We start from the raw sequence: 26,105 nt of genomic DNA on the forward strand, positions 1-26,105 counted from the left end.
CCTGCGCAACTGGAGCCATGCTGCCTGCATGTTCGTTATCCAAGGTCTCGATCCCGCCTCCTTCACACGCTATTTCACCCTGTCCGACGCCGAGCTCGCGGCCAAAGGAGCGCGGCGCGTCCACGCCGACGGCCCGGGCTATCCGTGCCGGGTGTCGCTCGTCGACGCTGCACCCGGCGACGAGCTCGTGCTGTTGACCTACGCGCACCACGATGTCGCCTCGCCCTATCGCGCGAGCGGGCCAATTTACGTGCGCCGCGCGGCCGCCATGCGCGCCGAGGACATCGACGCGATTCCACCCATGCTCGCGACCCGCTTGCTCTCGGTGCGCGCATATGACGCGGCCGGGGACCTCGAAATGGCCGATGTCGTGCCCGGTGCCGAGCTAGCCGGGCAGATCGCGCGCATGTTCGATGAGCCGGCGGTCGCGTACCTCCACGTCCACAACGCGCGGCCCGGCTGCTTTGTAGCGCGCGTCAATCGCCATCCGGGCGCGTTCTGAGTCGACGCGGCCACGACGAAGACACCGAAAAGGAGAGCAAGCAGTTCGACGACCACCTGGCGAAGCCTCCGTCGCTGGAATCGCTCGAGCGGGTGCTGGGACAAGGGCGGAGCTGAAAGAGAAGTTGGCACCTCTTACGTGGCGCCGCGCGCGGTTGGAGCTTGCATCCGCGTCGCCGTTCGCGTAGGGGTGATGAGGAGCCGGCGCAAACCGCATCTTGCCTTGGGGGAGCAGACACATGAGCTTCGACGATATCATGTTCTATAGCGGCAGTGTTCTTCACGAGCGCGACATCGAGGGCGCTGGCGCGTACGAGCAACGCGTGACGAATCTTCTCTTGACGGGTATCCGAAAGGACGACGAAGACAAAGTATTCGAGGCCAACGAGGAAGCTCAACGCTTGACGCAGGACTACAGAACGAGCTTGCGCAAAATATTGGCCGAATACAATTATCGAAAATACCTGCGCTGCATTTTCAAACGACTACCCAACTATCACGGCTCGTATACGGCATCGTACTTGCTGTACAAGGCCGAGAACAACGTTCTTCGCCACGGCCGCACGGAATTTCATTGGCATCGCCCCGGAGCGACGTGGATTCACGAAAACGACGACGACCAGAAAGTCGACCAGAAATTATCGTTCAAAGGTGCGAGGCACATCGGTGGTTTTGCTCGAACGGCGAGCATTGGCGAGGCTGGCGCGTATGGCTATCCGGCAAGCGCCAGCTTCATCAAGAAAACGTCGTCGGTTTGCCATTTCGACGTGATGGACGCCGCCGGCGTTCCGAACAAGATCCCCGCAGATCATCGGCTCGTCAAACCAAACGGCAAGGAAAGTTATTCGAATTCGTCGTCCCGAGTGCTCCGGGAAGACATGAATCACTTCGTCGGGGAGATGCTCCGAGCCAATTTGGGATTCCCCGTCTTTTCGGTCAGTGATTGCAATAGCTTCCACACGTCGGGCTACCTTTGGTCCACCTATGCCATCCGCCGGGTCCGCGAATCGAACAGCAATGATGCCGTCGTCATTCTGAACTTCGACCAACACAACGACGTCGGGGATGCGGGCGACGATTTGGTTGCCAGTGATCGCTGGGGAGCTCCGGCGCTGGCATACCTTCAGAATGGGATGTACATGTCGTTTGGCTTGGCTGCCAAAGGAGGCCCCGGGCTCGACAAGGACTACGAATGGCAGAACGTTTTCGTCATTCGCAAAAACGGGAGTAGCTCGAACAAGGCGCTCAATGCTTGCAGAACGCTCACGTCGGGCAAAGCCTTCGACACGATGACGGCCGAACAGCAGCTCTTCTACCTCGTTGGTATCTTGGCCAAGGTCAAAGGACGCTGGAACAGCGTTCACAACAAGCCCTACGAAGCGACGCTCAGCGGAATGAAGCACGCCGGATCGTCGATGATGGGCATGCACCAGGCCACGAACTCGCCGGTCGACAAGGACAACCTCGACTTGAGCACGGTGTTTGCTGCTTTTTGGCGAGCGCTTTCAGCTCACCTCGGGCGGCCCATCAAATACGTTTTCGTCACCATCGACCGAGATTCGGTGCAAGGTCACCAAACGCAATGGGGCGACGATTCACTGTTTCCCAATGCGGGAAGCTTGCACCATACGGTTTCCACCGTCGTCGACGCATTGATGACGGAATTTCCCGGGTGCAGGTTGATCGGGCTCGACATCACCGGGCTGCCAGAGTCCCGTGCTGCCATGAGCAAATACGACAGCAAGCTCATCGCAGCCGATACGGCGTGGCAAGAAGCGGAGCAGGAAATTCTGATGCTTCGCGCGTGGGGCGAACGATATACCGATATGCAATGGAAGCCGTCGAAGTCCACGTTCCTCGACAAAGCGATACCACTCTTCAATAGCTTGGCGAAGGACACGTTGCAGCACAATCTCCTCTACGGCAGAAACTTGCCCGTGAACATCCGGCAGCGAATCGAGGCATTGTCGGTCAAGCTGCGGTCCGATCAGCCCAACATCGTCTTGCGACCGCGTGTATTGCTTGCGGAACAAGAGCTGCGCGACGTGCTCACGGAGGTCGCGAAAGAGATGCGGCTGGCTGCGCGAAGTACCTTTTCCCGTGAAGCGAAGGGCGTGTTTGCGTTGCATGCCGAACGAATCGAACGCGTTCTGGCGGGTTGACGTCGAGCACGAGCGCGTGCGCTCGTGAATCCACCATCACCTCGACCTGGACGTCATAGGCAACACGGAATTGGAGTCTTGGCAGAGATGATTATGTGAAGCGAATAGCAAAAGCTTCGGTGACCTGACCCTCCGGAGCTACCGGGATGCTCGGAGGGGTCACGTCGGCGATGGACGCGAGCGATCGGGTAGCTCGAAAGGGTCGACGCGGAGACTGCGCGAAGCGATTGGAATGGTCCGTGGGGACTTTGGAGCGAGGGGCGGGAGCGATTGGATAGGGCGAACGGGTCGCCGGAGTGAGGGGCGGGAGATAGCGGATCGGTTGGGGGGTCGGGGAAGTCGTGCGCAACCGGTGTGCAACCGGAAGCTTCGGTAACACTTTAGTCCGGGAGCTCGGATGATACCTCATTGCTTTGCGAAGGTTTCTATACCCCATCGTGGTAGTCGTTCATCGGCGGCTTCGTACTCCCCGCCCAATCGCCCGAGCCTTCGGTCGCTCGCGACGTTTGACACCAGCCACCTAGCGGCGTAGCCGCGCATCGAGCCATAGGTGCGTGAGCGTGATTTCGACGCACGGCTGAGCGAGTGCAGACCGATCGTGCCGCGAGATACCACTATCCTTGGTGCTTCCCTGCTCGAATACGGTGTCATACCGCGCCTCGAGTATGGATGTAAGCGCGTCACTCGGGAGACTCCCATTACGGACGTACGCTACCATCGCTCCGCTCGACATCTGTGCGGCGTATTCACCCTTGGAGAACTTCGCGAGCCCCGAGTCACAATAATTATCTGGTGAATGGTGCTTCTCGTGAGAGATGATCTTGCACTCGACGAACAGCCCCCAGTGACTTCGGTTTCGAACACCCTGGCCGACGATGGGTCGAAACACGAGATCAGGTTGCTTCTCGATACGCCCATCGGCCGTCACGACTTTAGCCCCTCGGATGACCGTCTCGAAATCGTGGAGCCCGGGTGCCCGCCGACGCCATGTTTTCGGATCGTTCTCGTTGAGCGCGTGCTGGATGAGCGTCGTGATCTGCTCCTCCTGGCCCTTGTCCACAACCTCCGTGGAGCTTGCTAGTACCTCGCTCCAGGCCCAGCGAATGGCAGCTTCTATGGCCGCTTTGTAGGGAGGTGCCAGGTCGGGCTCGCAGGCCACTGCTGGCCGACGCCGCCCCAATCGGGGACGCTCAGCCATTGTCGTTGACCTCCGCAAGCATCGTTGCGGCGAGGACGCGCGCACGGGTGCGGGTCCAATACCGGTAGCGGTCAAGGATACCGACGATGGCGGTATCCGCGTTGTCGTGAACGATGACGAGCGAAGCCGCTGCTTCGTCGGCAGCCTCCAGGAAACGTTTCGGATCCAATTCCCGGCGCGTAGGTTCATTTCCCTGGTACTTGTCGATCTGCAGGATACGCCAGCCACCAAAGGTCAGATCGTCACGAACGCGCACCGCAGCAGCCGCGCCCGAAGCCGTAAGTACATCTTGAATTGCCTGTTCGCAGGTTACCGCGAAGCGCTGCCGCTCAACGTCGGTCGTTGCGCGAAGAGCATTCTTCTTTTCGTCTGCCGTTGGCGATACGGTCGAGAGCGTATCCCGAATTGCGTCACGCTCGACGTTCGAGAGACCGAAAACATCGAACATGAACTCGTTGACCTTTTCGATTCGCGCCGGCGTGAGCCCATTGCGCAGTTCGAGGGACAGGTTTTTCGACCTTTTCCTCAGCGCATTGGAGAGCGAACTCCAGGGTACCACCGGCACCGATTCGATGGTGGTCTTGTGAACGACCTCGCGCTCAACCCCGAACTGTTCATCAAGCAGCAAATACAGGTATCGACACAATGAACTCTGAAGTACGAGCTGAAGATACTCGGCAATGTCGAGCCCATTGACCACGGCCGCAAATGACACGCCATCGAATCGCTCGTCGTAAATGACATCTTCTCGACTCAACGAGGCGCGGGCGCGGAGGTCGTCGACGTGCATCGACTCGGTTACGATGAGCAGCGGTGCCTTATAGTTCTCTCGGGGCCGCGGAAAGTGAAGCGTGTGCCTGATGAACCGGGGCAGCCCGCTGGTGTCGATGAAGAATTCGGGATGCTGGCCCGAGAGATCCGGCAGCCGATACAAGTGTGCGGCGGGCCGTTGCGAGCCTTTCTTACCGCCAACCTTGTAACCATTGCGCAACCGTGTCCCGATGGACTCTAAATACTCGTGGAGGCGTACTCCCCGCTGCTGGATTGAACGGATTGCCGCCTCATCAAAAGGCCCGCCGCGGAACCGTAACTTCAGCGTTCGCGGATTGGCAATGGCCTCTTCCGTCGGCACCTCCCTTACGTCTTGCCAGTCCAGGCGCATGCGCTCTTGATTGCGATCGGGGACTTGATCGAGTTCGGGATTCACCAGCAAGAACCCAGCGCCAGGCGGCGGCTTCTCGTTGGCAGCAAAGAGGATCGCAAATGGATGGCGCACGTTCGGCCAGACATTGGTGTCACGCAAAGCAGCCCCGTTGAGCACGCCGGTCACATGCACGCTTTCCAAAAGGTCGTTACGTGCCCTGATTGCAGTTGGGCTCTGCCCGAATAACCAGCGCGCATGCGTGACGAGTGCAATGGAACGGCCGGGTTTCGCCCATTCCATGGCGCGGTACACAAAAGCGAGATCCGGGTTCTTCTGCGGCAGGTCGAAGGTACGCTCACGCTCTTCGCCCAACCGCTCCCTGACGATCCGTCGCGACGCTTCGACCCAGACCGATTTGTCTGTCATGGACGCGTTCGGCGTCCATGGGGGATTCCCAAGCACAATGTCGAACTTCCTGTAGAACTCGGGTTGCACAGCTTCCAGGCTGCCGCGGTTGGCGCCGCCGGGCACCTTGAAGAGTGCGTGTTGTCGAAGCGCTTTGAATTGCAGCAGCTTGAGCGGTCGGGGCTGGGGCTCGGGATCCAATTCGATGGCTGTTAAATAAAGGCTCAGCTCTGCGAGCCGCAGCGCAGAGTCGTTGATGTCGAATCCCGTCAGTTGGGTGTTCAGAATGCGGCGGATCACACTTCGCGAGGGACGTTCGCCGCGGCGCGCCCACTCACGCGCCGCCAGAGCACGAAACATCGCCACCAAGAAAACGCCAGCTCCTGCCGCGGGATCGAGCACACGCGGTCTTTCGACGTTAGCCAGCGGTTCCAACGCGTCCTGGACCACGAACTCCGCGATGTGCCGCGGCGTGTAGAAAATGCTTTCTGACTTGGCTCTGGCGGGATCCTCATCGTGGGCAAATGCTTCGTACACCTCACTCAGCAGGCCGACTGGCACGTGAGCGAAGTTGACCTCGCACCAGTCTTTGGGAAGTCGCAACGAGAGTTGCCCAGTCGCGTCGGCGCCGTGGGCAATATCACCCAGTACCTTGACGAACGCGTTCTCTGCAAATGTACTCGGCGCAGACTTGAACGGCAAAAGGCCACCGTTGAACGTGTCATCGAGCCACGTGAACGTCTGAAGCGCATTTTTCTTCGTGGAGAGGCATTCTGGCCAGGTCGTTGCGCCCTTACAAATGTCTTCGACATGGAGGCCGTCGAGCAGACCACGGTCCATCAGAAACCGCCAAAATAAGGCGCGACCAATGAGCGAAAGCGCATCCTCGGGATCTATCTCGAGAGCTTTCGCATGCTGGATGGAACGACCCAGCAACTCGAGCAGCTTTGCCCGTACGTGAATGCCCCTGCCTTCCGGTGGCTTGTAGAGAAGCTGCGGAAGCAACTCCGGGCCTTGCGGCAGGTCGACCGCAGCCGGTTCGCTGGCGCCGTCCAGAACGGCTCGATAGACGTCCAGCCGCCCAGGTCTCATGACTCCGACCCAGTCCGCGTCGCCGCGGAACGCTACCCGGCGCACCCACGTCTTGACTTCTGTAGGTTCGTCTGTCTGCCCGCTCTTGAACACGTACAGGCGTGGTTGAGCCTGAGACTCGACGACGACAGGAACCCCGCTAGACGAAAGCGTACGCAGGAGGTCCACGTAGCGCAGTGCGCGCGCGTCATCAGATCGCGAAGGGTCGACGACCTGCGATGGGACCGCCCCGTATGCTTGGAGGGCGTGGGTCAAGTCTTCCTGCACGTGCGTACCATGAGTTCTGCGCGAGTCCGCAAACAACAGCAAATTCCGTAGGCTGCCGTGGAAGAGACCCCGATGCCCCCTCCGGTGTCAAGCGTTTTTCACGCGACCCTGAATAAGGCTCTTTCTACGCGGCGAGGTCTTGCTTCGGTAAATGAGTGGGTCTTCGCAGACCCAGTTATGTAATGCCTATACCCAAACCTTCGGTAACCTGACCCTCCGGAGCTACCGGGATGCTCGGAGGGGTCACGTCGGCGATGAACGCGAGCGATCGGGTAGCTCGAAAGGGTCGACGCGGTGACCCCGCGAAGCGATTGGAATGGTCTGCGGGGACTTCGGCGCGAGGCGCGGGAGCTATCAGATAGGGCGAACGGGTCGCGCGGGTGAGGGGCCCGAGCTAGCTGATCGGTTGGGGGGGTCGAGCGATGGGCGTCATTCGCAATGGCCGCCGCCCTCGGCGCTCAAGATGCCCGAGCGCAGGAACACCTCGAGCCTTCCGCGCTCGCCGAGCCCCAACATGCGCCCTCCGCGCGGCGAAACGAGCACCGGAATGCGCCGGCCGAAATCGCCCTGCTCCCATTCCGCTTGCCACGCCTCCACGAGCTTTCGGTCGGCGTTTTCAATGGCGAGCTCCGAATACCCCGCCACGCGCCGCAGCTCGTCGAGCACCCCGGCATCGGAAATGTCCCTGTTGTGCAGCCAAAGCGCCCGGTACACGAGCGTCTTCAGCGCCGGAGCACGAGTCGGGTCGACACGGCGCGCCGCCGCAATCAACACCGTCGCCCGAGCCGTGTTCGGACGCACCGACGGCAGACTGATGCCCACGCTCGCCTCGCGCTTGCGTACGGCGACGACCTCGCGCTGCAGCTCCTCCCGCTCGGGCGCCGTGTTGCTCGCCGGGATGGGCAAGTGAGGCATGTGCTGGATGCCGCGCCATTCCACCTTCCGCTCGGCCCCCAGCTCGATGATCAGCTCATTTTGCGTGTGGCAGAAAGGGCAGTTCAAATCCGCGTAGAAAACGTACGGCGCCGCCGCGCTCGCGCCCAGGTTCGGTTCACTCATGGTCGATTCGCCTGGGTCCTTCTCTCATTTCTTCGCCCCTCACGTCAATCGCATGTCCGTCGAGTCGCAAACGGTTTGGCTTGCTACCACAGGGCGTTTGGAAAAGAAAACGGCGGGCACGCTCGTTGCCGGCGATGTCGCGAGCGTACAGTCGACCATGGGGGCGCTGGGAAAACAAACGGTTCGTCACGGCGTACGCCGTCAAACCAGATGGTTGTCCGGGTCATGTGGCAAGGGCGAAAAATGAAGAGTTGTCGTCGTTCCGTCTAGCATTTTCCGTCAAGGTCGACTAAGGACAAACCTCGATGCAGTTTCTCACGTACATCGGCCTCGACATTCCCAAGAAGCTTGCGGCGTCGTTCGAGAAGGTGCGAGCGTCCATCGAACGCGACGATCTTCGGTCGGCAGACGTCAAGAAGCTCTCCAATCGCGAATTTTACCGCGCAAAACTCGATTACGACGCGCGGCTGCTCCTGTCGTTCGTCGAGCACTCGGGGCGCCGCGCTTGCCTTGCCCTCGAGCTCATCGAGAAACACGCCTATGACAGGTCGCGTTTCCTTCGCGGCGCGCGGGTCAATGAAGACGACGCATGCGAAGTGACGCCGGCGTCGGATGTCGCAGCGCTCGAACAAGTCAAGCCTGCGAGGTACTTGCATCCAGGAAGAACCACGTTCCACATGCTGGAACAGCCGATTTCCTTTGACGACCGGCAGGCCGAGATTCACACGTTGCCCTTGCCGCTCATCGTCGTTGGTTGCGCAGGCAGCGGCAAGACGGCGCTGACGCTGACCAAGCTGCGAGAGATCCCCGGACACGTTTTGTATGTCACGCAGTCGGCGTTCCTTGCGGAGAACGCGGCGTCGCTTTACTTTGCGCACGGTTACGAGAATTCGCATCAGAGCGTCGACTTTTTGAGCTTCGCCAAGCTGCTGGCATCGGTGGAGGTGCCGCGCGGTCGCCCGGTGACGCTCGGGGATTTTCGCGGTTTTTTCGAGCGTATCAAGACGAATTACAAATTCACGAGCGCTCATCAGCTTTTCGAGGAATTGCGTGGGGTGATCACGGCGAGCCCTGGGGGGCCGTTGAGCGAAGAAGCGTATTTGGAGCTGGGCGTCCGGCAGTCGATTTACAGCGTGGAGCAGCGCCGCCTCATTTACCCGTTATTGGCAAAATACCGCGCATGGCTGGATGAACGAGGGCTTTACGATCCGAACCTGGTTTCGCACGCGTACGTGGCGAAGGCGGAGGCGCATTACGATGCAATCGTGGTGGACGAGGTCCAGGACTTCACGAACGCCGAGCTTTCGCTGGTGCTTGCGATGCTGAAGGCGCCGCGGCAATTTTTGCTTTGCGGGGATGCGAATCAAATCGTGCACCCGAATTTCTTTTCGTGGTCGAAGGTGAAGAGTCTTTTTTATTCGCACGAGAAGGAGGCTCTCGAGGCGAAGGTCCACGTGCTCGAAGCGAACTATCGGAGCAGCAAGACGGTCTGCGAGCTTGCGAATGCGCTGTTGAAGGTGAAAAACGCGCGTTTTGGCTCGGTTGATCGGGAGAGTACGGCGCTGGTGATGCCGGCGTCGGCGCTGGATGGGCGTGTCGTGGGGCTGGTGAAGAAAGACGGTGTGTTGCGGGAGCTGGACAAGCGATTGCGGGGATCGGCGCGTGTGGCGGTGATCGTGCTGAACGACGAGCAGAAGGCCGAGGCGAAGCAGCGGTTTGCGACGCCGCTGATTTTCTCGGTGCACGAGGCGAAGGGGCTGGAATACGACGCGGTGATCCTTTACGACATGGTGTCGACGGAGCGCGCGGTGTATGGGGAGCTTGCGTCGGGGATCAGCCAATCGGTGGTGGATGCCGATGCATTGAAGTATGCGCGTGCGAAGGACAGGGCGGACAAGTCGCTCGAAATATACAAATTTTTCGTCAATGGTCTTTACGTGGCGCTGACGCGTGCCGTGGAGACGATTTACATGATCGAGAGCGACGTGGAGCATCCGCTGTTGGGATTGCTTCGGGTGACGTTTTCGGAGGACGTGTCGGCGTGCACGGCGAAGGCATCGTCGCTCGAGGATTGGCAGCGGGAGGCGCGGAAGCTGGAACTGCAAGGAAAGCAGGAGCAAGCGGACGCGATACGCAGGACGATACTGCGGATTACGCCCGTGCCGTGGAACGTGCTGGACGACGAAGGGTTTGTCGCAACATACGACAAGGTATTTGCGCCGGGTAGTGTGTTCACGAAGGCGAAGCAGCAGCTTTATGATTTTGCGGCGTTCCATCAGCTATCGCCGCTGGGAATGGCGATCAAGAACAGGGCGGCGTATCAATCGCCGAAGAATTTCGCGGATACGGGGACGATTGCGCGCGAACGTTTCTTGCCGGCGTATCGGGGCAAGGACACTGGGCGGGTGATGACGGACGTCACGCGACATGGTGTCGAACATCGGAACATGATGGGGCTGACGCCGCTGATGATGGCAGCTTATGCGGGGAACGTGGCGCTCGTGACGGCATTGCGTGACCTCGGTGCGCGGGTGGATGCGGTGGACACGTTTGGGCGGATGCCGTTCCATTTTGCATTGAGGAGTGCATTTCACGATGCATCGTTTGCGCGAGAGAAAATGGGTGCGCTGTACGAGCTGCTATGCCCGACGGGGGTGGACGTCGAGGTACACGGGCGGCTCGTTCGGATTGCGCGGAGTGATGGCGAGTTTTTCGTGTTGGCGACGATGTTGGCGCTATTTTTCGATTTGTACGGGTCGGTGGGTATACGCCAGCGAGGGTTTACGACGGCGATGCTGGACGAGGCGAAGCTCGAGGCGTTTCCGCGGACGGTCGTGCCTGAGGAGAGGCGTCGGCGCACGTATTGGAACAGCGTGCTTGCGCGGGCCGAGGTGGATTCGAATTATCGGCCGGCGCGCAAACTATGGCGGCGCGAGCGAATGGGGCATTATGTTCCGAGCGACGTTGCGCTGTTACGGACGACGGACGACCGCGGGCAGGAGAAACTGCGGTCATTGCGGGACATTCTTCGAATTGGGTTGCTCGATGGGTATGGAGCGGGTGCTCGTGGGGAGGTGAGTCGATTCGTTCGAGCGCGGTGAGGGGAGTCAGGGTAACGCCCCTATTGCGCTTGGACGTGGTTGTCGCGCCGATGAGGGTGTGATATGTGTGTAGCGATGTCGATGACCGTCACGCTGAACCTGCCCGACAGTCTGTACCAACGACTCGTAAGCGCGGCCAATGCAACGCATCGGCCTCTTGAAGAGGTCTTGATGCGTGCGATACGCGCGGGCAGTCCTCCGGCGTGGGATGACGTTCCCGAGGAAGTGCGAGCGGATCTTGCTGCACTCGATCAGTGGGATGATGCCGCTCTGTACCAGCTCGTGCGGCAGCAATGGTCAGCGACCAACGTGGCTCGATATGACGAGCTGCTCGAACGGAAAGCGGATGGAATTTCCGGAACGGACGAGCAAGCTGAGCTCGAGCGACTTCGCGACGAACACGATCGATGGGTACTTCGCAAAGCACATGCAACAGCCCTCTTACGCTGGCGCGGGCGTATGATGCCGCCCCCCTGAAACATGCGTACGGTGCTCTCGACTGACCTCCGTGCTCGTATCGACGCGGCCGATCGGCGCGTGTGTTGTTATTGCCGTATCGCAGAAGCCAACAGCGGAGTACCCCTCTCGTATGACCATATCGAGCCCCGTGCGCGTGGGGGCATTACATCGTTCGAGAATATTTGCCTATGTTGCCGCCCGTGCAATGAATTCAAGTGCGGCATTACCGACGCCGTGGATCCGTTGACCCACGAGCGGGTGCCGTTGTTTCATCCACGCCGGCAAATCTGGCAGGATCATTTTGCATGGAGCCCTGACACGACCATGCTCGAGGGACGAACGCCTATTGGTCGGGCGACGATCGCTGCATTGCGCATGAACCGCCCCATGCTCGTTGCTGCGCGACGTCGGTGGTACATGGCAGGTTGGCATCCGCCGGACCACGACATTTGAAAGGTCCTGAATTCACTCGATACGTGCCCAACCCTTACCTACGGATGCGCAATCACGAGCATCGCGGGCGCGCGCGAGAGCACGCATTGCATGACGCGCGCATCCTGCAAGAGCGGCGCGACGACGTAGACTTGATATCCAGTCGTATCAATACCATTTCCAATCGAGCCGCACGTGAGAGCCGTGTGTCAACGCATGGAGTGCAAGCTCGTCGGCGTCAATCTTGTCGTCATGAGCGACAAAATCCACGTCGAACGAGTTACCATAACTCACGCTGGTCGCCACTTTGACTTCGGCAAGGTTCAACCAGGCATGTGCGCGCTCTTTGGTTTCTGCTGAGACGAGAAGCGTAGCTTTGCTGCCCACCGCCGGCAACTTGCTGCTCGTGACGACAAGAGGCTCGATTGTCAGCCGATTGTCTGTACGCACTGTTACGCGGCCGTACAGCGCTGCAACATGAACGACGATTGGGGGTGGATCGGAAGGAATATGAGCGATTTTATCGGAGCTATCGCTCATATTCGCGTGCGCCATTTGATTCACGATACGAGGCGCGTCCGGCCGTGGCGTGTCCGTAGGCGTAGCCAGCAGCGAGCTGAGTGCTCGAGCGCCTCCTGATGCACATGATGATCCAAGTGGGCATTCTACTGGGCCCCGCGCCGCTGTGGTCGTCCGCGGCGTAGGTTCGTCCTGCAAGGCGGGCCGCGCCGCGCCCAGACTTGGTCCGACCGCAACGATTTGCTGCGCCATCATAGCGTCACAGCCCCAAATATGCATCAACGCAATCAATATGCCAGCGCGCTTGGCATACACGCTCGTCCTCGCCATCTCAACCCCCTCTTGATCAATGAATGAAGGTGTACGAGGCTGAACGAACGGGAGGAAAACGCAACCAAAAAGTTGTATGGAAAACCACCGATCACTGATTCGTACCGGGCGGTCGCTGAATTCCTGGAATGCAGAGGGTGTTTGTCGGTAGCGTATAAGGCACGTAGACGTCACTTCGGATATGTGTCGTCCTTGTCGAAAAGTGTGCCGAGTCTACTGTGGCCGGCGCGGTGGTGCTCGAGGCGCGCAAACCACTTGCCTTGCAATGCCTACGGATGCGCAATCACGAGCATCGCGGGCGCGCGCGAGAGCACGCATTGCATGACGCGCGTCATCGTCTCCGGATCGAGCGCCGCGAAGCTTTCGTCGAGCACGATGACGCTCGCATCCTGCAAAAGCGCCCGTGCAATGTAAATGCGGCTCTTTTCCCCATGCGAAAGCTGCCAGCCCGTCTCGCCCACCATTTGCTCGAATCCCGCAGGCATGCGCGCAAGCAATTCCCCCAATCCCAATTCGTGACACAGTTTCACCGCTTCCTCGACGTCCTTTTGTCGCGGAGGCCAGCGCCGGCCCATGAGCACATTGAGCGCCAAAGTACCCGTAAGTATGTGATTTTCATGAAATTGCGGCGCGGCAGCCACGCGCCTGTGCCATTCCTCGAGACCAAGCGAATGCCGATCGAACCCATCCAGCAAGAGCAGCCCCGAACTGGGGACACGCAACCCCGCGACAATGGCCCCCAGTGTCGATTTGCCCGATCCCGACGGCCCTTCGAGCAAAATCCGTTCACCTGCGCCAATTCGCAGATTCACCCCACGCAACACCGCTTCCGCCCGATCCCGGTGCCGAAACGTCAATTCACGCGCATCCAATACGACGTAGCCTTCACGACGCGCGTCGTTTTGGGCAGGCGGCACGGGCGGCGTCCGCGGCGCCTCCCCAGCAAGTCTCGCCGCACGCATGAGCTGCCCGGTCGTCCTCCAAGCAATCATCGCGCCCGATAGTGACGACAAACCCGCCGTGAGGCTCGTCAATGCTCCTCGCGCAACGAGCACCCCCACGAGCGAAAGTGCAATGGTCAGCGTCGTGCCATTTCCGGAAACGAAGCCCGGCGCCATTGCAAGGAGTCCCGCAATCATGTACATACGCGGCGAAAGCGCCGTCAATGCGACCTGCTGCTGATCGACCCGTCGCGATGCCTCGAAATACCGCTCCAGCCCCTCGTCTTCGCCATCGTGCCAACGCTCGGAACGCTCTTGCGCCAATCGCGTCCGATGACCGACCATTCGTTCGATGAGGTCGTGGGTCATTCCAAGCTGCACGTGCGTCCATTCGCGGCGCTTGGCATGATATCGCGCCCACCCGATGATGGTCACGAAGAGCCATCCGCCCAGGAGCAGAAGCTCGAGATGACTCGATACGCCCGCCCGAAATACCCATACCGCCAAAACTAGCTCGAAAAACGACGTAAACAACAAAAGGCCCGAGCGCAGCCCCAACACCTCGACCATTTCCGATTCGAGCACGCGACTCAAAAGAACGCCCGCGCCCTCTTTGCGCGTATCGTCCACATCGAGCGCCAAGGCGCCTGACAAAAGTCGCCGCTTGACGAATGCGCCCAAATCGATGGCCAAGCGACCGAATGTCCACGATGCCAATACCTTGAGCGGAATCGACGTCAAAAGGAGCAAGGCCGCGCCAAGGAGTCGATCGAATTCGGCTTGATCATCGAGCGTGCTTTGGCCGAACGTCAGCCACGCGAGCACCATCGCCATCGATCCGGCGAGCTGCGCTGCGACGAAAGCCAAAATGCGAAAACCAACGCGCAAATGTTTTGCCTGCGCGAGGAGTGGCGCGGTCGGCGGCAGACGCAAAAACCAAATGCCCGGTAAAACCACCGACCCAAGACGCCCGAGAAAGAGCGACCTTCGCGCCCGATGCCGTTTGCGCGGTGCAATCTGGGCGCGATCCAAAACGCGATCAATCGATGCCGCCAGAGGTTCTTCGAGAGGTCCGCACAATCGATCCGCAATCAATCCTGCATCGACTCGCGTTACCGTGTGATCGGGCGCAAGCACGAGCGTTTTTCGTCCACGTCCAGGTAAAACCGCAAGAAACGCAGGTCCACTCGCATTGCGCAGCATCAAGAGCGCCGGTCCGAGCCGCGCGACGGCCGCGTGCGCATCGCGATACGGCAATTCCACAGGCTCCGCCTCGAAGCCCAAAAAGTCGGCCGCGCGCATCACCCAATGCCCCGCTGCCTCGATGTCCCAGTGCTCCGCTCCTACAGGCGGCGGCAAAACACTCGTGAGAACGCCATTCGACGCTTTCCCGCCGCGCGAACGCAATCCCGACCGTGACGCCAATGCTTCGAGCGCTTCGCCAAGCCGATGGGCAGGCCATGCCAGCGCCAAGAGCGGGTCCGCCACCGGACGATCGACGCTGTCCGCGATCGACGTCATGGGGCGCCCCTTTCAGCGTTTTCCGCGAGCTTTCCGCGATCGACGCGCATTCGCCGAAACGACGGGTGCGCCCACAAATCGCGGCGCAAGGCTTCTTCTGCGTCGAGTAGCGCGCGATATCGTGATTCCGGCCGGTTTTCCAATTCATGCGGCGACGCGTCTTCCACGATACGCCCGCCTTCAATGACGAGCACGCGATCAAAGTCGCGCGTTTCCCCCACGTCGTGCGTGATGCACAAAAATGTCGCCCGGGCAAACCTTCGCCGAGCCCTCGTCGAGCATTCGCGTCGTTTGTCGCGATCGAGCCCTCGAAATGGTTCGTCCAGGATGACCAGCCGTGCGTCCGCCTTGTGTAATGCTCGGGCAAACCGCACGCGCTGCCCTTCACCGCCCGAAACGAGCGCTCCGCCTTCCCCCAGCACGGTCGCTTGTCCTTCGGGCAAGCGCTCCAGCAAGCCAAACAAGTCCGCATCTTCGACGATTCCCGCAAGTGGCGGGCTTTTCCCGTCGCTACCATAACGAACGTTGTCCAAGAAGGAGCGATTCCACAATTGTACGGCAGGATCGAGCCACACCGTTTCTTTGCGCAATCGATCGAGCCTCTCCCCATCGAGCGGCATACCATCGACAAGCACGTTTCCCGTCGTCGGCTTGTGCCAGCCCAAAAGCAGCCCCACGAGGCTCGATTTGCCCGCTCCCGAAGGCCCCACGATGGCCACGTGACTGCCCGCTTCAATGGCAAGCGTCGCTTCGTCGATGATGACGTGCCCACCCGCTTTCACCTGCACCCCGTCGAGCTCGATACGAACGCCGTGACCCGCAGGCGCGTCGGACGCTCCATTCGCTTTTTCCGTGGCATCGGCCGTCGTTTCTTCCACGGCTCCGAGCGGTTCGAGCAGGCGCAACGTCGTATTGCGTTGATTCGGATATTCGCGCGCCGTCTGGGCCAGCGTTTGTCCAATGATGGGCATTCCGAGCGCCCAATACAAAAGCAAGATCGCTTGTCCCAAAGGTACGCCGCGCCCCAGCGCTCCCGCCAAAATGAACACGGCAATGCCAAACCCCGCGAGCCCCATCACCGCCTCGGTCGTCACCGACGTGCGCACCAGCGTCCGATGCGCCAGCACCCATTCCACGAGCAACGATTCGTGCTCGCGCCGAATGGACCGCTCGGCCGCATGCGCCCTTATGGGCACGAGCCCCAGCAATGCGTCCAGGTAAAACCGCACGAGCGCGCCGGCATGCGTTCGCAAGCGCAGGTCTTGTTCGACGAGCGGCCCGTTCAAAAGCATCGGCCCGGCAATGGCAATGGCTGCCGCAAGGGCCGCCAGCGGCGCGCTCTTCGGGTCGATCCATACGATGGCCCCCGCCGTAATCACCAAATCACACCCGCTTCGAAGGATCGTGGCACCCAGCGTCGGCAATTCGCGAATCGCGTGCAGCGCGTGGCTCCGGTGCGCCATGTCCGAAATGGGTCGGCTTTGAAAATAACGATCCCCAAGGCGCGGTATTTTTCGGAAAAACGCCATACGCAAACGCATTTCCAGCTTCCGGCCCAGTCGAAGCAGCCCTGACGCAAGCGACCATTCGAATACGAGTGCCAATGCGAAAAAAATGACCAATGCAATGACCGCCGCCGCGCGTTGTTCGGCCACGACCAGCGTATCACTCACCCGGAGTAATCCTCGAATCAGGATGATCTCGATGGTCCGAACGAGCGCACCCATGGCCAATGCCGTCGCCAAAATGCTCGGTGCCAAAAGCCCGTCTTGACGCAATAGGTGCCACAATTCGCGCGCGGGGTGCACGGGTTTTTCCGCAATCGCCGCTGCGACCTCGGGTGACAAGCGCGGCGCGGGCACCTGATCCCCTTCAGCAATCGCTTTGAGACCCGACGCACGCACGAGCACCGCGCCGCGAAGATAGACTTGCTCGTCCCCGTTTTCATCGGGCGGAGCAGGCCGCGCCGTGAATAGATGCGCCGGAATCAATTCATCGGCAGGATCTTTTTGGTATGTTTCGTAAAGCGACGTCACGATCCGCATTGCATCGGCGCCCCGTGCAACGCCTCCCGAATCGACGAGCGATTCGACCATGCGTATGCCGGCTTCGAGCGCCGCCAGGTTGCGCCACCCGTCGCTCGCCAATGCCGACGTCACGAGCCGTTTCGATTCGGTGCTCGACGCGCCAAGCATCCGCATGCGTTTGTCGACCGGTTTCAGAAATGCATCCGATTCGGCGAATTCACGAAACGCGGCCGCGGGCACGGGCATCGTGTGCAAATACAAATCCTGAAGAAATTCCGCATGATCCTGCCATCGCCTCCCCGACGCAGGATCCATCACTTGCACGCGCCCGCCCATTCGATTCCACGCAACGACGAAATGCGTCAGGCCCCCCGGAAGGCGCACGACCGTAATGGCAGGCAAAAGCTGCGCTTCGCCGAGCAGAATGTGTTCGGGCGGAACCATCACTTGTTCGGCGTCGAGCCCCAATTCGACGGCCAATTCTTCGAGCGTATCGATGCTCGTCCCGTCGACGTCGGTTTGACACGCTTCTCGCAGCCGCCCGTAACTCACGTGAACGCCGAATCCGCCGAGCAGCGCCTTCAACGATGCGGGACCGCAATCCATCATCGACGTTTGCACGACCTCTGGAACGAAAAGTCGCTTGCGGCCGCGTCGTGCCAAAGCCCGCATTCAATTGACCTTTCGCTCGGTCCGCACGATTTGCCCGGCAGCGCGCAGCACCAGCGTCGCCGGTGACGTTTGCTCCACGTCGATCACCGCTTCACCCGACAAACCATGCTCCATCGGAATCGCGGATCCCTCTTGCCGCTCGACGCCGAGCTCCACGCGAATTCGCCCCGCGGTAGCTTCGGTGCCCACGCGATCCACCACTGTGCGCAGCGTGCCGTATTCAATCCAGGGAAACGCATCCAGCCGCAACCGCGCCGTTTGTCCTTTGCGAATGCGCCCCGCCGCGCGTGCGGGAAATTCCGCAACGACCTTCAAGTCGCCCGGCGGAACGATGGCGACCACCACGTCCCCCTCGCGCACGAATCCACCTGCCCGAAGCGTCGTGATTTCCCCAATTCGTCCTGCAATGGGCGCGCGTATCTTCCGCATTTCGATATCCGCGCGCAGTTTCTCGATTTCGGCCGCCAGCGTACGCGCTTGCCCTTCCAGCGACGCCATGTCCCGTTCCAGCCGCGCGATGTCCGCAGCCAGTTCGCTCTCCCGCGTGCTCCCCTCCGCGCGAACCCGCGTCGTCGAAAGCGCTCGCGTCTCTGCAATGCGCCGTTTCGACGTCGCTTGCGAATCGATTCGAGCCGCATCCGCTTCGGTAATCAACGCGTCTTTTCGAAGCCGCTCGGCCCGCTGCGCCTCCGTTTCCTGGTACTTCGCATCCGCCTCCGCTTCTTTCATCTGCGCAAGCGCCTCTGCAACGCGCGCCCGCGTCGCTTCGCTCGCATCCCGCAACGTGCGCCGCCGCCCCTCGATCTCCGCTCGCAGCGGCACTTTTTCGCCATCCACCGCAGCAAGTCGCGCTTGCTTTTCATCGAGCGATAGACGTAGCGGATCGGCATCGAGCTCCACGAGCACCTCGCCCGCGACGACTTCCGCATCGAGTTTCGTATGAACGACCGTGACGCGTCCAGCGACTGGCGCTTCGACCCGATGCGCCTCGGCCACGACTTCCAAGCGCGCGGAAGCGCTGACTTCGTGTTGCGTGATGCGTGCCAGGAAAAACCACAAGAGCCACGCACCGGCCAAAATGGCGACGACCACGAGGCTCGCGCTGGATCGCCGATGGCCGTCGTTTTCGAGTGCGCGTTTGGAGCGGGAAAAGGCGTCGAGCATACCTTTCGCGTCCCGAGACTACGCAAAAGCTGTCAGGAAAGCGAGCAGAACCAACGCTCGAAGTAGCGGAAGCACCATCGAGCTCGCAGCCAAAGCCCAAAGAAACCTGCACTACAATCCAGCGCGTGCGCACCAGCGTCACGAAATTGACAATTCAATGTTCGATTCATTCCGTCCAAAATTCATAAGTTGTAATCGTCAAAAGATTGTCTGTGAAAACGAGATATGGAATCGGTAATCGTCAAAGAATTGGCATTAAAATAATCATATTCGTCGTTGACCGGGCGCTTGGCTCCATCTAATGCTTCGAAGGGAGATGGGAGGTTCGGCATAATGGAAGTGATGGACGCGGAGGGTTGCCCGGGGCTCGTCGTCGCGATGGACCGAGACGGTATCATTTTGCGGGCGAACGGAGCGGCCGAGCGAGCGCTTGGGGGGCGAGTGGCCAAAGGGGCGTATTTGGCGCACAGCCTACATCCCGAGGATCGCGCCGAGTTTGCAAATCGGTGGCTCGAGCTGCTCGACGGAGCCGGGCAGACGAAGGCTGTCTCGAGGCTGCAGGATGCTGGTGGTGTACAGCATCAGAATTATGCTTGGACCGCGAATTATTCGGCGACACGAAATGAAATTCGCGCCGTATTCGTGCCGCTCGGAGACGCCGAGCCACGAAGGGCATTTCGACTGGACGACCCAGCGCTGCTTTTACGCGCAGTGCTCCACCATTGCGCGATCAGTATCATCGTCGTGGATCTGGACGGACGAATCGTCCTTCAGGATGGCAATACCCCTGGGGCCCCCGAAGTTGGTCCAAATCAACTCGTTGGCCAATCGATCTTCGACCTGTATGGCGCCGATTTGCCCGAACAGATGCAGATGATTCGTAAAACCATGACCGGCGGCGAGGTACACACCTGGAAAGTCGATTATTTGAGCGTGCTCTGGGATGTGGTGTGCATGCCGCTTCGTGATGAAGGCGGAGCGCTTCGAGGCGCTTTGCTGCATACGATCGACAAGAGCGACATGAAGCAGGCCATGCAAGATGTCAAAACCAAGCTCGAGCTCATCGAACGCCAGCAGGAAGTGATTCGGAATTTGGAGACCCCGATCATTCAGGTGTGGGACCACGTGCTCACGCTGCCGATGGTGGGTGTGGTGGACAGTCAGCGCGCGTCGCGGGTGATGAACGATTTGCTCGAAATGGTCGTTTCCAAGAGTGCCCATTACGCAATTCTCGATTTGACGGGTGTGGATACCGTGGACACGGCGACCGCGAGCCATTTGATTCAGATGGTCGGTGCCATTCGCCTGCTCGGCGCCGAAGGAGTCATTTCGGGTATTCGACCGACCGTGGCGCAAACGCTCGTGTCGCTCGGCGTGGACATCTCCGCCATCAAGACCTGCTCGAACCTGCAGCAAGCCCTTCGGTACTGCATTCGAGGCCTCGGTTCGGAAGCGCTCGGTCAGAGTCGGTAAGACGTTAGCCTACGCACGCTTCTTTGAGTGTGTTCTGGATTCTATCGACAAGTGCCAGAGGCGTTCGAGAGGGTCCAGAACGGTCGTGGGGAAGTGCCAGAGGCGTTCGAGAGGGTCCAGAACGGTCGTGGGGAAGTGCCAAAGGTGATCTAGCCGGTATCAATCACGATGTGGCGGCTGCAGGTGTCCTTCTGGAGCGTCCTGGAGGGGTGGGGCGAATCGAAAGAGTTGTTTGGGAGGGTCTAGAGGGCGGTTTTGACGGGCGAGAATGCTTTGGGGCGGCGGGAGCGGTCTCAGCTCGGTTCATCGAGCACTTCGGCGAGCGTTTGCGCAACGGCTGCCCGCTCGAGCCAGCGCTCGAGACGTGCCTGGTCCTTTTCGGCGAGCATACGTTGGCGCGTCGCTTCGGGAACGTCGATGCCGTGAAGGCGCAGCAACGTGAGCACCGCCTGGGTGAAGCCTTCATCGCGCCCCAGCTTGAGGCCTTCATCGCGCCCCAGCTTGAGGCCTTCATCGCGCCCCATCTCGATGTGCTTCTTCATGAACGGACTGGTGTACTCGTAGCCTTTCATCTTCACCTCCAGCGCGCGCCGAGCAGCTTCGTTGATCGAGTTGTACAGGATATCATAGTAAAATCCACCGCGTTTGTCGTCGAGCTCGACGAACGCCGAGCACGCAGCTTGCGCGATTTCGGTCGCTTGCTCGCTGTCCCCATATGCCATCGCAGACAGCAGCGCGAGCTCGGGCCTTCGCGCCGCTTCCGACGGATCCGTGATCTGCGGAATGAGCTCCCTCCGGAGCACGGGCGGTTCGAGGACGAACCCTGGCGTGCCGATTTCGATACGCTGCGCACACCACGTTGCGACGGCTGGATCGGGCGCGACGACCAGCAAATCCGCATGGCAACGATGTCTTTCCCGACTGACCGCCAAATACGCCGGCCACACATATGGTTTGTCAGGGTCCGGACGCAATTGCACTTCGACGATGTTCACGCGAACGGGTTTCCCATCCCGATACAACACGACGACCACGTCCGCTCGATACTCGGCCGGTTGCGTTTCGGTCAGCTCAATCGATGCAATCCGAGCTTCGGTGTACGCCGGCATGGGTACATGGAGCGATTCGGCGAGCAATTCAGCAGCGAGCGAAGGGCGATTGTTGAAGAGCTCGACCAAGATTTCATGCCGCATCGATGCCATGGGCAAACCCTGTAGCACGAGGACAAACAGGAGCCAGGGAAAAACCGTCACCGATACGGGAAGATGCGCGTATTCGCCAGACTCGACCTTTCGCAGGCGCTTGCGATTTCGGAAACCTAATTCGTTTTGCCCAAATGCTTGCGCGCAATGGCAGCCGATTGCGTATCGCCCATCGCTTCGGCCATTTCGAGCGTCTTCGTCCACAATGGTTTCGCTTCGTCGCGTTTTCCCGTTTGTTCGAGCGCCGTGGCCAGTTGAAACGTCGCTCCATAATGCGTCGGGTTCTTCGCCAACACGTCGCGGAAATGCTTGACCGCCGCCGCCGGATCCTTCTTCTCGTATAGCGCGGCAAGCCCGAGACGCATCTCCGCTCCCGCTGGATCCTCAGCCGCAGGCGCTCGAGGCAGCGCTTGTGGCAATGCCGGCGTCAGCGCCGCGATGCGCCCGCGAGCATGCGCGATCGTGGCTTCATCCCCGCTCGCCTCGGAAAGCTTCAACATCTTCGTCCACGTCGCGCGAGCAGCCGGACGGTCGCCCGCTTGTTCGAGCGCCGTTGCGAGCTGATACGTCGCGCCGTAATGAGTCGGCTCCGCCGCAATCACTTCGCGAAAGCGCGCCACCGCTCGGGCAGCATCCCGCTTCGTGTAGAGCGCATCGAGCCCCTCGGCCATCGGATCGCGAACGGCGCTCGTCGATGCGCTCGGCGCCGTGATCGCGGGCTTCGAGCCGTCGTCGCGCGCGGACATGCGCCCCGCAAAAAATGCTGCCACGAGGGCCGCGATGCCGATGCCGATCGTCAAGGGTGGGCTCAGCCGCGTTGCTGAACGCGGCTCACTATCGGTTTTCTCCGTCATGCTTGATCTCCGCACTCCAAGTACGATGGCCACGCTGCCTGCAAGAGCCAAGAAAAAAGCCGGCCATCGGTTGGTCTGAGCACCGGCAAACGTCCGAGGAATCGCGCCGAGCGCGTGAAGAATGTCATACGTCGTCGGATCATAAATGTTGCGCTGACGAAATATCGTATCGAAGAGTGAAAATTCCACTGCCGCGTTGATCGCCACGAAAAACGCGAAGAGAACCGATTGTCCCGCCCGAGTCGCTCGCACGAACCACGGATGGTTCACGACGATCCACGCTGCGAGCAGGCGCAGCACGGGATCGAGGATCACCATGAAGCGCAGGTTCTTGGGCAGTCCCATGAACGCCGCGAGCGCGATGATCAAAAAGCCCGCGAGCCAACGCTCTCGGCCTCCAGTGCGAAGCCGCTCGGTCATTTTTGCAAGCGCGCTCGTGGCCAAGAGACACACGATCGGCGCGAGCAGGAACATGTCGAACATGGGCCGGTGCGCCGGACCCGAGTAGTACTGAATGCTGTAGTCGCTCGCGAAGGAAGCGTCGTTCAACCGTACGAGATCGTAAAGAGCGGATGGGTCTTGCCCGACGAGCACGAAGCCTGTGCAAAACAAGAGCGGAGGCAAAAGGAAGAGCGCCGCGTCACGCAGCTTGGGGCCTCGATGCGAGGAAGCGAAAAGACAAAGCGCGACGAACGCGGCATAAGGAAACGCGAAGGCTTCCTTCACGGAGAACGCGAGCGTGGATGCCAGGACAAACCAGCCCATACGCCGGTACGTTGCGCTTCGAGGTTCGTGCGGGTCAGCGTCGAGCAGGTGCACGAGCGACAGGAACGCTGCCAAGAACGCCGCGCAATAGACTTGGTCCTGGAGCGCGCGGCGGCCCAGCGCGAGCTGCAAGGGGGACACGATCGAGAATGCCGTCGCGAGCAGCGCAGCACCTCGACCGACGAGGCGACTGCCGAGCGCGTAGGTGAGCGCGAGCGACGCGATGCCGGCGAGCGTCGACAGCCATGCGAGCGTGCGGCCGTCGCATGGCGCGTGCACGGTGCACGCGAGCGTCGTGAGCGAGAAGTGTCCCCACCGGAGCGGCGTTGGCGACAGCCAGAGCGCCTGACGGTCGAGGTACGTCGCGACGAACTTCGGGTAAGCGGACCAGCCATCACGCGTCAACCAGCGGGTGATGTCCACGTAATGCGCTTCGTCAGCGGGCGAATACGCGACGACGTCGTTCACGAGGACGCGCAGCACGGCGCCGATGACGAGCAGCGCCAGCACGAGCCGCCGGTGCGGCGTTACCAGTTTTCCGAGCGTCTCGAGCATGCTGGCCTAGACCCGCTTTTCTTTTCCAGACGTACCGCATCTTGACAAGCATCGTGCGGAAAGGTTCTCCTGTTCTGTATGCGAGTTGGTCGCACGGCAATTCGAGCGCTCATGGTCGCTGCGGCGACGTTCGTCGCAAGGCCGCTCGTCGCGCAAGATGTGTCCGCAACGGGAGCGCTGGAACGTTTCCAACCTTCGGTGCCAGGTGACGGACTTTTCGGAGTGCCTTCGCCGTCGGTGGGAGGTCATCTCATTCCGCGGGGCCGGGCGGTCGTCGATTTCGCGTTGAACCCGCTTTCGATTCAAGACGGGTCGACGCGCACGTCGATCGTTGCACAACAGACGTACTTGCACCTGGCTGCATCGCTTCCGCTTTTCGATCGGGTGCTCGTTTCGTTCGACATGCCGTTTGCGCTGGCGCAATCGGGCGACAGTCCCACGGTCGCGGGCGTCGCGTTTCCATCACCGAGCGGCGCGGACGTGGGCGATTTGCGTCTCGGCGGGCGCGTGCGGATATTCGGCGAAGACGCGAATCAATTCCAGATTGCCGGTGGCGTGTATTTCTACGTGCCGACGGGTCCGAATGGATCGTACGCGGGCGATGGTGCGGTGCGCGGCGAGCCGCACGTGATCATGGGTGGTCGTGTAAAACAATTTTTTTACAGCGTATCGCTTGGGACGACGTTGCGAGCTTCGCAGAGGCCGAGCTCGTTCGATGTGCGAGCGGGTGCGGCCATTGTCTTGAAAGATGGATTCATTCAGGCGGGCCCGGAGTTTTCGCTATCCGCGCCATTTTCCGATCAAGTGCTGCTCGATAACGACACGACGCGCATTTTTGCGGCTTCGCCGGTGTCTGCCGAGCTTTTGCTTGGCGTCAAGGTTCGTCCGATTCCATTTTTGGTCATTGGTGTCGGTGGTGGACCAGGTTTGACGAATGGTTGGGGGACGCCTGCGGGGTTCGTCGTTGGCAGTGTCGGGTACGAGCCGCTTGCTCCGCCGCCCAAGAAACCCGAGGCCGATACCGACAAAGACGGCATTTTCGACAAGGATGACCATTGTCCGACGGTTCGGGGCATCAAGCACGAAAACCCCAAAAAGAATGGTTGTCCCGCGGATGCGGACGACGACACCATTTTGGATGTCGACGATGCTTGTCCGAAAGAGCCGGGCAAGCCGAACAGCGATCCGAAGAAAAATGGTTGCCCGCCGGATCAGGATGGCGACGGAATCATTGATAAAAATGACGCGTGCCCCGAGGTTGCGGGCGTGAAGAACGACGATCCGAAAAAGAATGGCTGTCCGCCGGACGAAGACGGCGATTCGATTGTGGACGCCAAAGATGCGTGTCCGAAGGTGCCGGGTATCGAGCACGAGGATCCCCAAAAGAATGGTTGCCCATCGGATCGCGATGGTGATGGCATTCCCGACGCCGAAGATGCGTGTCCGGACCAAAAAGGCAGCAGTGACGAGGACAAGTCGAAGCACGGTTGTCCGCACGTCACGGTCACGAAGACGGAGATCGTCATTTCGCGCCAAGTTCAATTCAAGTTCGGTCAATCGGCGCTCGCGCATACGGTCGACCCGGTATCGGACGATTTGCTCACGGAGGTTCGTGATGCAATCGTTGATCACCCGGAAATCGAGCAAATTGAAGTTCAGGGGCACACGGACAACGTGGGCAAGGACGAAATCAACAGGGCATTGTCGCAAGAACGTGCCGATGCCGTGCGCCGGTGGCTCGTGCAGCGAGGTATTCCGGCGGCGAAGCTTTTGGCGAAGGGGTATGGGAGCACGCGGCCCATTGCGACGAACGACACGGAGGAAGGTCGTCAGCAGAATCGGCGCGTGCAGTTCCTCATCGTGCCGGCATCAGGTGACAAGAAAAAGAAGCCTTGAAGATGACGCATTGCTTTTGGTACACTGGTGACATGGCTGCTCGGGTGCGCGTTTCATTCGGGATTGCTGCGGTGGCTGTCGTATCGGCGCTGGGCGTGCTGGGTTGTGATGCTGGCGGGCTGATCGTGGTGGAGAACAAGGGCGATCAGACGCCGCGGCGCGACCCGGCTTCGACGGACATGGTTTCGGGCGGCACGGTGGTGAAGAACAGCAAGTACAAGCTGGTGTACACGATGGGTCAGCCGACGCCGCAGAGCCGCGTGACGGGCGGCGAGAAGACGCTCAACGGTGGCGTCGTGGGAGCGACGCAGGGGCCGTAAGGGCATTTTTGTTGGTGGGAGCCGCGCGACACGTGATGCGAATCAT

Annotated in this window: 17 protein-coding genes; 8 read left to right on the forward strand and 9 right to left on the reverse strand. The window is 60.4% G+C overall.

Translation table 11 applies throughout. From position 1 onward, the window contains the following. Nucleotides 1-28: 28 nt before the first annotated feature. Nucleotides 29-502: a DUF1203 domain-containing protein gene (locus tag IPM54_15600; protein ID MBK9261216.1), complete on the forward strand. Its 474-nt coding sequence runs from the start codon at nucleotides 29-31 to the stop codon at nucleotides 500-502. A gap of 238 nt (nucleotides 503-740) precedes the next feature. Further along, nucleotides 741-2,663 (forward strand): hypothetical protein, encoded by a 1,923-nt coding sequence (locus IPM54_15605; GenBank protein MBK9261217.1) that lies wholly within the window; start codon nucleotides 741-743, stop codon nucleotides 2,661-2,663. Between the two features lie 520 nt (nucleotides 2,664-3,183). Here the strand turns inward: IPM54_15605 and IPM54_15610 are convergent. The 3 genes from IPM54_15610 to IPM54_15620 form a co-directional block, all read right to left on the reverse strand. Then, nucleotides 3,184-3,861: a hypothetical protein gene (locus IPM54_15610; GenBank protein MBK9261218.1), complete on the reverse strand. Its 678-nt coding sequence runs from the start codon at nucleotides 3,859-3,861 to the stop codon at nucleotides 3,184-3,186. Further along, nucleotides 3,854-6,502 (reverse strand): N-6 DNA methylase, encoded by a 2,649-nt coding sequence (locus tag IPM54_15615; GenBank protein MBK9261219.1) that lies wholly within the window; start codon nucleotides 6,500-6,502, stop codon nucleotides 3,854-3,856. Before IPM54_15615 ends, IPM54_15610 begins: the two co-directional genes overlap by 8 nt. A gap of 696 nt (nucleotides 6,503-7,198) precedes the next feature. Then, nucleotides 7,199-7,828: a DsbA family protein gene (locus IPM54_15620; GenBank protein ID MBK9261220.1), complete on the reverse strand. Its 630-nt coding sequence runs from the start codon at nucleotides 7,826-7,828 to the stop codon at nucleotides 7,199-7,201. Nucleotides 7,829-8,133: 305 nt separating this feature from the next. Here IPM54_15620 and IPM54_15625 point away from each other — a divergent pair, with 305 nt between their 5' ends. From IPM54_15625 to IPM54_15635, 3 genes are all read left to right on the forward strand, one after another. Next, nucleotides 8,134-10,929, forward strand: coding sequence for an ankyrin repeat domain-containing protein (locus IPM54_15625; GenBank protein ID MBK9261221.1), 2,796 nt, complete (start codon nucleotides 8,134-8,136; stop codon nucleotides 10,927-10,929). A 75-nt stretch (nucleotides 10,930-11,004) separates the two neighbouring features. Then, complete coding sequence (locus IPM54_15630; GenBank protein MBK9261222.1) at nucleotides 11,005-11,406, forward strand: hypothetical protein; 402 nt, start codon at nucleotides 11,005-11,007, stop codon at nucleotides 11,404-11,406. 3 nt (nucleotides 11,407-11,409) lie between these two features. After that, entirely contained in the window at nucleotides 11,410-11,841 is a 432-nt protein-coding gene (locus IPM54_15635; protein ID MBK9261223.1) for an HNH endonuclease, read from the forward strand. A 147-nt stretch (nucleotides 11,842-11,988) separates the two neighbouring features. Here the strand turns inward: IPM54_15635 and IPM54_15640 are convergent, their stop codons facing one another. The 4 genes from IPM54_15640 to IPM54_15655 form a co-directional block, all read right to left on the reverse strand. After that, on the reverse strand, nucleotides 11,989-12,669 hold the full coding sequence (locus tag IPM54_15640) for a hypothetical protein (GenBank protein MBK9261224.1): 681 nt from the start codon (nucleotides 12,667-12,669) through the stop codon (nucleotides 11,989-11,991). Between the two features lie 269 nt (nucleotides 12,670-12,938). Next, nucleotides 12,939-15,131 carry an ATP-binding cassette domain-containing protein gene (locus tag IPM54_15645; protein MBK9261225.1) on the reverse strand — a complete coding sequence of 731 codons (2,193 nt, stop codon included), beginning with the start codon at nucleotides 15,129-15,131 and terminating at the stop codon, nucleotides 12,939-12,941. Continuing rightward, nucleotides 15,128-17,830, reverse strand: coding sequence for an ATP-binding cassette domain-containing protein (locus IPM54_15650; GenBank protein MBK9261226.1), 2,703 nt, complete (start codon nucleotides 17,828-17,830; stop codon nucleotides 15,128-15,130). The genes IPM54_15645 and IPM54_15650 overlap by 4 nt, the downstream gene beginning before the upstream one ends. Continuing rightward, on the reverse strand, nucleotides 17,831-18,994 hold the full coding sequence (locus IPM54_15655; protein MBK9261227.1) for an HlyD family efflux transporter periplasmic adaptor subunit: 1,164 nt from the start codon (nucleotides 18,992-18,994) through the stop codon (nucleotides 17,831-17,833). It lies immediately after the preceding gene. Nucleotides 18,995-19,327: 333 nt separating this feature from the next. Between IPM54_15655 and IPM54_15660 the strand changes: the two genes are divergently transcribed. Next, the gene (locus tag IPM54_15660) at nucleotides 19,328-20,467 is read left to right on the forward strand and encodes a PAS domain-containing protein (GenBank protein ID MBK9261228.1); all 1,140 of its coding nucleotides are present in this window, start codon (nucleotides 19,328-19,330) and stop codon (nucleotides 20,465-20,467) included. Between the two features lie 293 nt (nucleotides 20,468-20,760). Here the strand turns inward: IPM54_15660 and IPM54_15665 are convergent, their stop codons facing one another. Continuing rightward, nucleotides 20,761-21,669 (reverse strand): hypothetical protein, encoded by a 909-nt coding sequence (locus IPM54_15665; protein ID MBK9261229.1) that lies wholly within the window; start codon nucleotides 21,667-21,669, stop codon nucleotides 20,761-20,763. A gap of 116 nt (nucleotides 21,670-21,785) precedes the next feature. Then, the gene (locus IPM54_15670) at nucleotides 21,786-23,843 is read right to left on the reverse strand and encodes a tetratricopeptide repeat protein (GenBank protein ID MBK9261230.1); all 2,058 of its coding nucleotides are present in this window, start codon (nucleotides 23,841-23,843) and stop codon (nucleotides 21,786-21,788) included. Between the two features lie 78 nt (nucleotides 23,844-23,921). Here IPM54_15670 and IPM54_15675 point away from each other — a divergent pair, with 78 nt between their 5' ends. Together IPM54_15675 and IPM54_15680 are read left to right on the forward strand one after the other, a co-directional pair. After that, entirely contained in the window at nucleotides 23,922-25,739 is a 1,818-nt protein-coding gene (locus IPM54_15675) for an OmpA family protein (GenBank protein MBK9261231.1), read from the forward strand. A gap of 32 nt (nucleotides 25,740-25,771) precedes the next feature. Then, nucleotides 25,772-26,059, forward strand: coding sequence for a hypothetical protein (locus IPM54_15680; GenBank protein MBK9261232.1), 288 nt, complete (start codon nucleotides 25,772-25,774; stop codon nucleotides 26,057-26,059). The last annotated feature ends 46 nt before the right edge of the window (nucleotides 26,060-26,105 follow it).

The sequence above is a fragment of the Polyangiaceae bacterium genome, assembly GCA_016715885.1.
GTDB lineage: Bacteria > Myxococcota_A > Polyangia > Polyangiales > Polyangiaceae > Polyangium.